Genomic DNA, 12,209 nt, shown 5'->3' on the forward strand with positions numbered 1-12,209 from the left:
ACTTGCATAGCTATGCGTCGAAAGTGTATAACCATACACAGAAGATGTCACCATCCGCCATTCGACGCTAAAGATGGGTTCGCCCGATGTTCGGGTAAGGGATCTGTCTCCGTTATGCGGGACGATTTGCTGCGGCGCTCAACACTCTGGGAGAATAATTACATGACACACATTGAGCAAAAGCCTGCTGATAACGCTGCCACTGACTACACCTCCGCGCCCAAGCAGAAAATCGTGCTGGCCTATTCTGGCGGCTTGGACACCTCCATCATCCTCAAGTGGCTGCAAACGGAGCGCAACTATGACGTGGTGGCTTTTACTGCCGACCTCGGTCAAGGCGACGAGGTGGAAGAAGCCCGCCTCAAGGCCCTCAAAACCGGCGCGGTGGCGGCGTACGCCCTCGATTTGCGTGAAGAGTTCGTGCGCGATTATGTGTTCCCGATGTTCCGCAGCAGCGCACTGTACGAGGGCTACTACCTTCTCGGCACCAGCATTGCCCGCCCCTTGATTGCCAAGAAGATGGTGGAAATTGCCGAACAAGAAGGTGCGGTGGCCGTCTCACACGGAGCGACAGGGAAGGGCAACGATCAAGTCCGTTTTGAAATGACTGCTTACGCTCTCAAGCCCGACATCGTGACGGTGGCTCCGTGGCGCGACTGGGCTTTTCAGGGCCGCGCCGATTTGGAAGCGTTTGCCCGCGAGAACGACATTCCAGTGCCGACCACCAAAAAAGACCCCTGGTCGACCGACGCCAACATGCTGCACATTTCTTACGAAGGCGGCATTTTGGAAGATCCTTGGACGGAGGCCCCCGCCCACATGTTCAAGATGACGGTCAGCCCCGAAGACGCGCCCAATGAAGCGGAATATGTGGAAGTGGAGTTTGTGAACGGCGATCCGGTCAGCATCAACGGCGAGAAGCTGAGCGCTGCCGAACTGCTGACCAAAGCCAATCAGATTGGTGGGCGCAACGGCGTGGGCCGAATTGACCTGGTGGAAAACCGCTTTGTGGGCATGAAATCGCGCGGCGTCTACGAAACGCCCGGCGGTACGCTGCTGTATCACGCCCGCCGCGCAGTGGAAAGCCTGACGCTTGACCGCGAAGTGCTGCACCAACGCGACGCGCTGGGTGTCAAATACGCCGAACTGGTTTACAACGGCTTTTGGTTTGCCCCCGAACGTGAAGCGCTGCAGGTCTATATCGACCACGTGGCCCAGAGCGTCACCGGAACAGCCCGCCTGAGACTGTACAAGGGCAACTGCGACGTGGTGGGCCGCAAAGCGCCGCGCAGCTTGTATGACAAAGACTTGGTGAGCTTTGAAGCGGGCGGCGACTACAACCAGCACGATGCGGGCGCATTCATCAAGCTCAATGCCCTCAGGATGCGTGTGCAGGCGCGGGTTGAAGCCAAGGCCAAGTCAGAGTAAATGAACTTGCCGGAGGAGTACGTTCTCCGCACGGCGACGGCTCAGGACGCCGAAATTATTCAGGTTCAGCGCGATGCCATGTACACCGACATGGGCAGTGCGCTGGAGCGGGTGCAGGCGGCATCGGCGGACAGTCTGAAATGGCTGCGCTGTGGGCTGGAAAGCGGAGCTTATTCCGGCGTCCTGATTGAAACTGGTGGGTGGGTGGTGGCCGGCGCTGGTGTGATCTGGCAGGAGTTTCCGCCCAGTCCGCGTAGTCTCGTGACGACGCGGGCCTATATCCTGAATGTCTACGTGGCCCCGCCACAGCGTGGGCAGGGGCTGGCCCGACACCTGATGCAGGCGCTCCTGGCCGAATGCGCGGTTCGGAATGTGAGCCTCATCAGCCTGCATGCTTCTGATGCCGGGAAATCCACTTACGAGAAGTTAGGATTTACCACCACCAATGAAATGCGTTTGATTATGGAAACCCTTTGACGTCGGGCGGCTGGTGTACGTGAAGAGTGACGAGGCGTATGCGTTTGCCAGTTCGGGAAATTGGAGGTCGGCGGTATGTCCAACAAGACTGAGCTGCCGAGGGAAGAACTGGAGCTGCGGCGTTTGCTGAAATTACAGGATTTGGGGACTCCACCGCTACAACTCATCAGGAGTTTTAATTCTGATTCCTTTCGTTCTCCAGTTTCCTTTCTCTACGTCATGATTAAACTTTTCAAAATCGGTATTTCAGGCGCAACTGAATTGTGGGCTTGTAAAGGCGCATCAGATGAAGAGGTGACTGCTGTTTTGAACAACCACCTTAAGTTATCTAAAGCGGGAGACTAAACGTGACCAATAACAACATCAAAGATAAGAAACTCTGGGGAGGCCGCTTCGCTGAAGCTACGGACGGCCTTGTAGAACTCTTCAACGCCTCGGTGGGCTTCGATCAGCGCTTGGCCGAGCAAGACATTCGCGGCTCACTGGCGCACGTCGCCATGCTGGGCCAAGTCGGGATTCTCAGCCCCGAGGAAGTTGAGCAGATTCAAAGCGGCCTTGACGACGTGCTCACCGATATCCGCGCCGGAACATTTGAATGGCGGCTAGACCGTGAAGACGTGCATATGAACGTGGAAGCTGCCCTGCGCGACCGGATTGGGCCGGTCGCGGGCAAGCTCCACACCGCCCGCAGCCGCAACGATCAGGTGGCCGTAGATTTCCGCTTGTTTACCAAAGAAGCCGCGCTGGACTTGGCCGCCAAAACGCGGGCGTTGCGGGCCGTGATGCTCGCGGAAGCCGAGAAGCATCTGTCAGCCGAAGTGATTTTGCCTGGCTACACCCATTTGCAGGTGGCCCAACCCATCTTGCTCAGCCACTGGTTTATGGCTTACGTGGCGATGCTGGAGCGCGACGAAGGCCGCTTGCGCGACGCCGCGACACGCATGGATGAATCCCCGCTCGGCTCCTCGGCGTTGGCCGGAACGCCTTGGCCGATTGACCGCCACGCCGCCGCCGCCGCTCTCGGCTTTGCCCGCCCCACCGCCAACAGCTTGGACGGCGTGGGCAGCCGCGACTTCGCCCTAGAGTTTCTGAGCGCCTGCGCCATTCTCAGCGCCCATTTGTCGCGCCTCAGCGAAGAACTGATTTTATACAGCACCTTTGAATTTGGCTTTTTGACTTTGCCCGATTCACACACCACCGGCAGCAGCATCATGCCCCAGAAGAAAAACCCCGATGTGTCTGAGCTGGCACGCGGCAAGGCGGGGCGAGTCTTCGGCAATCTGATGGGCCTGCTGACGGTGGTCAAAGGCACGCCGCTGGCTTACAACAAAGACTTGCAGGAAGACAAAGAGGGCGTGTTCGACAGCTACGACACCCTGAGCATCGTGCTGCGCTTGTACGCCGAGATGCTGCCCAAAACTGTCTGGCACGCTGAAATTACCAAAGCCGCTGCCGCGCGGGGTTACTCCACCGCCACCGATGTCGCCGACTTTTTGGCGCGTCAGGGGGTGCCGTTCCGTGAGGCACATGAAGTCGTGGGCGGCTTGGTGGGCTTTGCTTCCCGCAGTGGCCGCCAGCTCTGGGAACTCACCGACGACGAATTGAAGTCGGCCCACCCGCTGCTGAGTGCCGAAATCGCCCAGACGCTGACGGTGGAAGAAAGCGTCAAGAACCGTCTGAGTTACGGCGGAACTGCTCCCGTGCGGGTGCGCGAAGCAGTGGAAGCGGCCAAGGCGGCACTGAAACAGTGAACGTCACGCTGGAGCTAGACGGCACCCTGCTCAGTAAGCGCCAGACCGAGTGGGGGCACCATCTGGCCCACCCCGATGAAAATCCTCTTTCCACTCGGGCCGAGTTCGCGGGCGGTGAGGTGCTGCTGGAAAATGAGTGGTGCGTCTACTCGCAAGACTCGCGCTACGCAGACGGCTTGCCGTACTCCGGTTTTATTGTCACCAAGCGGCCTTGCCAAACCGTCTTTGACCTGACTCCAGAGGAAGCCGCCGCCACCCACGCGCTGCTCGCCGAGGTTCGGGCGCACTTGGACGCCAGCGTTAAGCGGGATGGGTACACGGTGGGCTGGAATGTCTATCCAGCGGGCGGAGCGCACATCCCGCACGTTCATTTGCACATTATTCCCCGCTGGAACACTGACGCGGCGGCGGGCGCGGGCCTGCGTTATTTCCTCAAAGCGGCACAGGAGCGACGACAGCAGCGTTAAGCCATGCTCACGTCTCCCGCTTCCCCAGAGGTAAATCCATGATCCTAGCTCCTGATACGTCCACCACGCCCCACATCACTATTCGTCAAGCCAAGCTGAGCGATTTAGACACCATCCACGACCTCATCTTGGCGGCAGGGCTGAGCACCGAACGCAGCGCCATCACCGCCACTTTGGAGGGCTGCACGTACTGGATGGCCGACCTCAACGGCATTCCGGCGGGTTGTATCGGCTTAGAGCTTGGACAGGGAGCCAGTTTGCTGCGTTCGGCCAGCGTCTTACCCGCCTCAAGGCGGCGGGGGCTGGGGCGGGCGCTGGTGATGAGCGCTCTGACATATGCCACCCTGCGCGGCGACAAGCGGCTGTATCTGTTCAGCAGCGGCGCTGGCCCGTTCTGGGAGCCGTTCGGCTTCGTGCCGGTCAGTAGCGCCGAAGTCTCAGCCGCCCTGCCGAGCGCCCCGCAAGTGCTCAGCGGCCAGTCTCGCGGTTGGATTGAGCGCGAACAAGCTTGGAAGCGGGTGATGGGCGCGTGATTGTCCCTTGCCCAGTAACTACATCTTGTCTAAAAACGCAAGTGCTAGACGAACAGGCGATTAAGGGTGCAAACTACGCTTACTCAAAACCGTGGTTCAGCCACCTTCAATTGTGCGCCCTACACGTCAGCACTCTCTTCCTGAGGAGGAACTTCCATGACCCAGCCCGTTACCACTCCGTCCGATACGGCCCAAGGCCAACTGCGCCTCGCCACCCCCAACGATTACGCCGCCGTCGTCAAAGTGATGCAGGACGCTGGCCTCTCGCCCGACGCCGTGATGGTGGTCGGTACGACGTACTGGCTCCTCGAGCAAAATGGTCAGCCGGTGGGCGCAATCGGCCTGGAACACGGCGAGGGCGCTTCACTTCTGCGCGGCGCAGCGGTTGTCCCTTCGGCGCGTGGGCAGGGCCTGGGGCGTCAGTTGGTGCAGAGCGCGGTGGAACATGCCCGTCAACACGGCGACAAAGTGCTGTACATGTTTTCCACCGGCGGCGACTGGGAGAGCTTCCACTTCGTGCAGGTGCCGCTGGCCGTCGTAATGGGGGACCTGCCCGACGCGCCGCAAGTGGCCCACTACCGCGCGGCGGGTACCCGTCCCGGCGGCACCACTTGGATGCGGGATTTGAGCTAAGCGCTCCCCATTTGCTGATTCTGGCGGTGCTGGCATGACTTTAATGCTCGATTCGATCATCCTGCCCGACGTTCACCCTGAAGCTCCTCTCAGCACCCGCAAAGCCCGCCTCAGCGACATCGAGGCCATTCACGCCTTGATCGGCTACTGGGCGGCGCAGGGCCAAATGCTGGTCAGAAGCCGCGTCCTGCTGGCCGAAAATATCCGCGACTTCCATTTGTATTTTGCAGCGGCGCATCAGGGCAAAGCAGAAGGCTTGGTGGGGGTGTGCGGCCTGCACATGCTGGCTCCCGACCTCGCCGAAGTGCGCGGACTGGCCATTCACCCGGCCATGCAGGGGCGTGGCCTCGGCAAAAAGCTGGTGGCGGCCTGCGAAGATGAGGCCCGCGACATCGCTTTGCCTGCGCTGTTTGCGTGGACGTATCAACAAGGCTTTTTCGAGAAGTGCGGTTTTGAGCGCATCGACAAAACCAATCTGCACCCCAAAGTCTGGAGCGAGTGCCAGCGCTGCGCCTTTTTTGAGAACTGCAATGAAATTGCCATGTTCCGGGCGCTGATGTAACGCTCAATTTTGAACTCAGTTGAGGCAAGGGGGGAGAGGGCAAAGCAGCCGACTGACTTTGCTCTCTTCCCTTAGACTGCTTCTATGAAGAAACTTCTCACCCTGACTCTCCTCGTCTCTTCCATCGCCGCAACTGCACAGGCCGCTTCCTTGACCGACCAACTTCCTGCCGGAGCGCTGCTCACCTTCGAAACCCATAACGCGGGCGCGGCCCTTGACCGGTTCACGGGCCTCGTCGGCGGCGTGATGAAAAATGTCATGGGCGATCAACAGAGCCGGAGCATGATGGGCAGCATTTCGGGCTTTGAGCAAGTGCTCAAAAGCTCTATAGGCAAAGAAGCGGTGGCGGGCGTGTTCAGCGTCGGCGGCGGCGCTCAGGCGTTTGAGCCGCAACTCCTTGCCGTCACGCGGGTGGACGAGTTTTCCAGCGAGTTTTTCCGCAGCATGATCGAACAAAAGCCCGGAGCCAAAGTCGGCGTTTATCCCTTCGTTCGCCAAGGCGGGATGTTTGTGGGTCAGGCCAAAGGACTGGTCTACCTCTCCAGCGACAAAAGCTTGCTGATGAGTTACTTGGCCCGCCTGAGCGGCAAAGTGGCCCCACGCCTCGGCGATTCGGTGAGCTACAGCGTGCCGACCAAAGCGGTGGGCCAGCAGGAACTGTCGCTGTTTCTCAACTTTTCCGGCATTGCCAAAGTCGCCCGTAACCAGCTTGCTAAGATTTTCTTACCGCGACTGCTCTCCCCGGTGGTGGACGCTGTGGACACCCTGGGCACCTACTCGGCAGGCTTTTCCACCAACGCGCAGGGCCTCAGCGCTCAGTCGGCCCACGCCGCCAACGCTTACGGCAAAGATCAGCCGCTCTACCGCGTCCTGACCCATTCCACCGACTTCGACGTGCAAAATCTGATTCCCGCCAGCGCCGAAACGGTGGTGACCAGCGCCTGCGCTCCTGAAAGCAACGCCTACGCGGCCCGCTGGCTCAACCGCATTGATTTGTTCGACCCAGTCGGTTTCCTGACCGACAGCCAGCTGTCCAGCTACTTGGAAGAGTCCTCACGCTACTTGGGCGATCAGTGCGCTCAGGTTACTTTGGCAGGCGGCACAGCGGCCAGCTTCAATGCTGCCAATACCGCGCAGTCGCTTGATTACACGGTCACTTACCAGAAGGTCAGCGATATGGCGGCGGCTCAGGCGGCCATGCCCAAATACGCCGCCTCGGTCAACATGGCCGTCGCGGGCGTTGCCAAGACGCTGGACAAGATGATGAACAAAGCCAACCTCAGCGGCCTTCAGGGGATGGCCAGCTCCGAAATGGAACTGGGAGCGCTGGCGGGCGCGGCCAGCAGCATCAAGCAGGTCAATGCCATGCTGGGGAGCCTCAAGATGGTCTACGCCTTCAAAGACGGTTACCTCGTCACCGCTTTCAGCCAAAAAGCCTTGATGGCGGCGCTGGCCGAGAACGCGCCCAAATTGGCGAGCGATCCCAAGTTCATGGCGGCGAACCTGACGACCAGCGGCTCCGCCGGGTGGCAGTACGCCCGGGCTCCGCAAAAAGTCACCAACGCCCAGCTGATGAAATTGTTTACGGCCAGCGCCGGCCAAGCCGATATGAAGGATATGGAAGGCGTGCTTAAACCAGTCGCGGCAGTCACCACCGATCTGATCAACCGCTACGGTGGCATGTCCTCGCAGAGCAGCGTCAGCAACAATCTCATCGTCACGCAGTCCAAAGTGGCTTACCGCTGGGGTAAATAAAAGCTGGACAGCTGACCTCTTTTTTAATCTTTATTCAGTGAATCTGCAAGAAAATACAATTCGGCCACATTCCAATTAGGTGAGTGCTGTCCGAATTCCCGCGAAAAAGCTGCTCGCCGCTGTAGAATCAGTCGGGCAGCTTTTTCGCGGCTGCATACCGCTTGCATACAGAAAAGATGTGTGCCGCAGACGGTAGCGCTGGCGACGGCCCGCTACTATGCTGACGGCACCATCAAAGGCGTCCCGAGAGGCGCAAATGGAGGAGAGGAAAATGATTCGTAAAGAACGTGCAGTGCTGGCGCTGGAAGACGGCACCGTGTACCGGGGCTACGCTTTCGGGCACCGGGGCGAAACAGTAGGCGAGGTGGTCTTCAACACCTCCATGACTGGCTACCAAGAGATCATGACTGACCCCAGCTACAACGGCCAAATCGTCGCCATGACGTATCCGCATATCGGCAACTACGGCGTGGCGATCTACGACATGGAGAGCAACAAGCCGTTCGTGCGCGGGTTCATCGGGCGCGAGTTCAGCGACGGCTTTTCCAATTACCGCGCCCAAGAGTCGTTGGAATCGTTTATGCAGAGTCACGGCGTCGTCAGCATTCAGGGCATCGACACCCGCGCTCTGGTGAGGCGCTTGCGTGAAGGCGGCGTGGTCAAAGGTGTAGTGGCGCACCGCAGTTTTACCCATCCCGAAGATTCCTACGGTGAATTCAGCGTGGAAGAAGAAATGGCGCTGGTGCAGCGGGCGCTTCAGCATGAAGACATCGACGGGCGTGACATGACCCAGGAAGTCACCACCGCCTTGCCCTACGCTTTCCCGACGCTCAAGCACGGCAAGCGGGTGGTCTTGATGGATTTCGGCATCAAGCACACCATCATTGAGCGCCTCGCGGAAGTCGGTATCGAGCCGATTGTGGTTCCGGCCCAGACCACCGCCGCGCAGGTGATGGCGCTCCAGCCACACGGTCTGTTTTTGTCCAATGGCCCAGGCGACCCGTCCGCGCCGACTTACGCCCACCGCACCGCTTGGGAACTGATGGGCCTGCTGCCCACCTTCGGGATTTGCCTCGGCCACCAGATTTTGGGCTTGGCGGCGGGCGGTCAGACCTTCAAAATGAAATTCGGACACCGGGGCGGCAACCAACCGGTCAAGAATCTGCTGACCGGCAACGTCGAGATTACCGCCCAAAATCACGGCTACGCAGTGGACTTGGCCAGCATTCCCAACGGCGAATTCGTGGCGACCCATCTCAATCTCAACGACCAGACCCTAGAGGGCATGGCCCACAGCCGCTACCCGGTGTTCAGCGTTCAGTACCACCCCGAAGCCTCGCCAGGGCCGCACGACAGCCGTTATCTGTTTGACCGCTTCATCGAAGAGATCAACGCCTTTGACGGCGCGACAGGCACGCCAGTCGAGAAGGCCCTGTCGGGTCGCTACGGCGTTTGAGGACAGTACCGCTCCGCTTGTCTTGAGCTGAAGTGGGCAGCTCAGTAGGTGCGGTGTCACCCGAATTGACGGCTGATTCTGCTTCAGGCGGCCAGTGAATTTCCCCAAACCCCCCCCCCGATAAGCAGATGCAGCTGCCTTTAACCTAGAAAAGATGGGGGGATATAGCCGTAAATGAAGGGAAAATGGCCTTCTCACGCTCTCATTAAGGGCTGGCCGCTGGGGGTAAATGGGGGTTGTCCAACCTATTTGAGCTCAATGTATTAGGTGCTTGGGCGAGAGAGTGCCATGAAAAAAACCTCGCCCTAGATGGATTCTTGCGGAAAACTTCACTCCTACTCAAGAGAACCTGTTACAATTTCCGGTGTCAACCCCCCCTGACTATGAAAAACTTCTCATAGGAGGGGGTTGCATGAGGACGCTGAGATTGAGCTACTATCAGCTTGTTCAGGAGCGATGAAACATCTGGCCTATTCGGGCGCCTTACCAGATGCGGAGCGAGTGGCGCGACCGACAGAATGAGTAGAGCGAAAGCTTACTCGGCTGTCGATTTTTTTTGGTTTTGGAGGCACTTGATGAAATGTCAACTTTTCCTTCTCGCCGGTTTGAGCGCTGGACTCTGGGGGACGGCCGCTGCACAAAGTGCGTCGCCTGTCAAACTGACCCTCGACCAAGACCTGATCCGCACCGTGCAAAAAGATGGCAAAGCCGCTGAGGAGCGCGTTTCTGCGCCGTCTTCAGTGTTGCCCGGCGCAGTGCTGATCGAAGAAGTTACGGCCCAAAATGTTTCGGGCAAAGTGCTCAACAAGATCAGAGTCGGCGTTCCCATTCCGCAAGGCACTCAATTTCTCGGCTCGGTCACCCCGAGCAATGACCGCTGGACGACCCAGTTCACGGCTGCTTGTGCCGGAAAAGCGCTGGCCTACGCCGAAGCTCCTCTGAAGTGCACCGAAACCGTCGAAGGTAAATCGGTCACGCGTGAGATCAAATCCAGCGAATACACCAATGTACGCTGGCTGCTCGACACCTTAAAGCCGGACGAAACGTTAAAGCTCAGCTTTCGCGTGAAAGTCAATTGAGCGGGTTCTTTGATGCTGTGCCCACAAGTATTGCCAACCCGGCAGATTTTTAGTAGTACCCGCATTTTGAGTGCGGAGGAGAAGATATGAAAAAGTACTGGTCAATTGTTTCTTTGATGGCAGCCATGGCAGTAAGCGCGGCGGGCGCGACAGCCACTCCTGCCGGAACTGTCATCACCAACGTCGCCACCCTGAACTTTTCGGATTTCAACGGAACCGATCAGCCCCCGGTGGACTCACCGCCCGTTAAGACGACAGTTACTCCGGTGCCGAGCTTCGTGCTGACCCCCAACGATGGCAGTGCAGACGTGACCAAGCCGGACTACACCAAGCCCGGTCAGACCAACAACAACGGCAAGCCCGGCGACGTGGTCGTGTTTCCTTACCAGATCACCAACACCGGCAACGTACCGGGCGAGTCGTACACCTTGGGCAACCTGCCTGATCCCACCGGTGTGGTCAAGCCCGGCACCAATGTGCTGTATTACCTCACCAACCCCGACACCAACAACGACGGCCTTGTTAGCCCTGCCGAACTTACAGCGGCGGGCACGGCGATCACGACCATCAGCGGCGTCAATCAGGATCAGACCGTCAAGTTCTACCAGGTCTATACCGTCCCCACCACGGCCCTGAACACCGAAAAGTACGGGGCGGATCCGACCGGCACCCGCAACCCCAACACCGCCAAGGATCAGGGCCTCGTCATCAACTTGCCCATTGATGCCAACAACTCCAACACCACCACCATCGCCCGTCAGGACGGCGGCGTCATCGGGCCGAAGAACGATCCCACGGCAGTTGGCGGCACCCCGGTCTACACCTCACCTGAAGGTGTGCTGATCACCCCTGACCAGAACGGCAAAGACACCCAGACGGCCAACGCCACCGTCACCACCACCACCATTACCTTCACCAACACCATCAAGAACAACGGTAACCGCCCTGACATCTTCACGGTAGCGCCCAACCCCGCCAATTTCCCGGCTGGCTCTACCATCGTGCTGCTCAACCCTGACGGCACGCCGTTTACGCAGACGCCCAGCGTGAACCCCGGCGGCACCACCGATATCCTCGTGAAAGTGACGCTGCCTGCTGGCTCGACTTCTGCAGACGCGACCAAACAGCCCACTGTGACCCTGACGGTCATCAGCGGCAACGATCCCACCAAGACCGACACCACCAAGGACATCGTCAACCTGCCGGGAGCCAAGTTCGGCGACGTGGATCCCAAGACCCCCGGCACCGATCCTACCCCCGTCCCCGCCGTTCCGGCCACCCCAGCCAGCCCCGATCCCAAGGATCCCACGGCAGTCAACGTGGATCCCAAGGTCTGCACTACCACCACCAACGCCTTCTTGCCGATGGGCGTCAAGAACACGGGCGGCGCACCTGACCGCTTCGTGATCTCCGGCAGCACCTCAATCAGACTGACCAACGGCAAGGACGAGTTGGTCAACGTGACCTACTACACCGATACCAATGCCAACGGCGTGCTGGACGCGGGCGAAGTTGTCCTGCCCCCCGTGGCTGGCGGCCAAGACACCGGCCTTATCGCTCCCGGCGCGACCCTCAAGCTGGTGGCGGTCATCCCCGTGCCGTGCGCCTCGGCTCAGGGTACCTACACCATTAACCAGAAAGTTGTCTCGCCCACTTCAGGCACCATTGAAGACAAGAACGACACCGTCAAGGTTGGCGGCAACGGCACCCCGCCCGTTGTCACCAAGACTGTAGACAAGGACAAGGCCCAGCCCGGCGACGTGCTGACCTACACCATCTCCGGAACCAACAAGACCAACGCCAACATCGTCAAGGCGATCTTGAAGGACACCGTTCCGGTCAACACCACCTACGTCAGCTTTGTGGCCACCTCCACCTCCACCGGCAAGGTGCTCTACAGCACCAACGGCACCACGTGGAGCGCTGCTGCTCCGGCTGCGCCTCAGCCTGATGGCAGCACCATCTACACCGGCGTAGACACCAACAATGACGGCAATATCACCACTGCCGACATCCTCAAGCCCGGCGAAAGCATCAGCGCCATCTTCAAGGTGCAAGTCAAGTAATT

Annotated in this window: 12 protein-coding genes and 1 riboswitch; all 12 genes read left to right on the top strand. The window is 59.2% G+C overall.

Going from position 1 to position 12,209, the window contains the following annotated elements; translation table 11 throughout:
• Positions 1–162 precede the first annotated feature (162 nt).
• The 12 genes from EHF33_RS01160 (at position 163) to EHF33_RS01215 (ending at position 12,207) form a co-directional block, all read left to right on the top strand.
• Positions 163–1,428, top strand: coding sequence for an argininosuccinate synthase (locus EHF33_RS01160; protein WP_124867248.1), 1,266 nt, complete (start codon positions 163–165; stop codon positions 1,426–1,428).
• A complete protein-coding gene (locus EHF33_RS01165) occupies positions 1,429–1,905 on the top strand; it encodes a GNAT family N-acetyltransferase (RefSeq protein ID WP_241191199.1) in 477 nt (158 codons plus the stop codon). It abuts the gene before it with no gap.
• Between the two features lie 75 nt (positions 1,906–1,980).
• Complete coding sequence (locus EHF33_RS01170; protein ID WP_124867249.1) at positions 1,981–2,250, top strand: hypothetical protein; 270 nt, start codon at positions 1,981–1,983, stop codon at positions 2,248–2,250.
• A 2-nt stretch (positions 2,251–2,252) separates the two neighbouring features.
• Positions 2,253–3,656 (top strand): argininosuccinate lyase, encoded by a 1,404-nt coding sequence (gene argH, locus EHF33_RS01175; RefSeq protein WP_124867250.1) that lies wholly within the window; start codon positions 2,253–2,255, stop codon positions 3,654–3,656.
• On the top strand, positions 3,653–4,123 hold the full coding sequence (locus EHF33_RS01180) for an HIT family protein (protein ID WP_164473375.1): 471 nt from the start codon (positions 3,653–3,655) through the stop codon (positions 4,121–4,123). The genes argH and EHF33_RS01180 overlap by 4 nt, the downstream gene beginning before the upstream one ends.
• A 38-nt stretch (positions 4,124–4,161) precedes the next feature.
• Positions 4,162–4,656 (top strand): GNAT family N-acetyltransferase, encoded by a 495-nt coding sequence (locus tag EHF33_RS01185; RefSeq protein WP_124867251.1) that lies wholly within the window; start codon positions 4,162–4,164, stop codon positions 4,654–4,656.
• Between the two features lie 156 nt (positions 4,657–4,812).
• The gene (locus EHF33_RS01190) at positions 4,813–5,289 is read left to right on the top strand and encodes a GNAT family N-acetyltransferase (protein WP_124867252.1); all 477 of its coding nucleotides are present in this window, start codon (positions 4,813–4,815) and stop codon (positions 5,287–5,289) included.
• A gap of 34 nt (positions 5,290–5,323) precedes the next feature.
• Positions 5,324–5,851, top strand: a complete 528-nt coding sequence (locus tag EHF33_RS01195) for an N-acetyltransferase (RefSeq protein WP_124867253.1) — start codon at positions 5,324–5,326, stop codon at positions 5,849–5,851.
• A gap of 84 nt (positions 5,852–5,935) precedes the next feature.
• Positions 5,936–7,606: a hypothetical protein gene (locus EHF33_RS01200; RefSeq protein ID WP_124867254.1), complete on the top strand. Its 1,671-nt coding sequence runs from the start codon at positions 5,936–5,938 to the stop codon at positions 7,604–7,606.
• Positions 7,607–7,877: 271 nt separating this feature from the next.
• The gene (gene carA / locus EHF33_RS01205; protein WP_124867255.1) at positions 7,878–9,062 is read left to right on the top strand and encodes a glutamine-hydrolyzing carbamoyl-phosphate synthase small subunit; all 1,185 of its coding nucleotides are present in this window, start codon (positions 7,878–7,880) and stop codon (positions 9,060–9,062) included.
• A 440-nt stretch (positions 9,063–9,502) separates the two neighbouring features.
• Positions 9,503–9,587: riboswitch (cyclic di-GMP riboswitch) on the top strand.
• A gap of 50 nt (positions 9,588–9,637) precedes the next feature.
• Positions 9,638–10,141 carry a hypothetical protein gene (locus EHF33_RS01210; RefSeq protein ID WP_124867256.1) on the top strand — a complete coding sequence of 168 codons (504 nt, stop codon included), beginning with the start codon at positions 9,638–9,640 and terminating at the stop codon, positions 10,139–10,141.
• A gap of 125 nt (positions 10,142–10,266) precedes the next feature.
• Positions 10,267–12,207, top strand: a complete 1,941-nt coding sequence (locus EHF33_RS01215; RefSeq protein WP_124867257.1) for a DUF11 domain-containing protein — start codon at positions 10,267–10,269, stop codon at positions 12,205–12,207.
• Positions 12,208–12,209 lie beyond the last annotated feature (2 nt).

Source organism: Deinococcus psychrotolerans (assembly GCF_003860465.1).
GTDB lineage: Bacteria > Deinococcota > Deinococci > Deinococcales > Deinococcaceae > Deinococcus > Deinococcus psychrotolerans.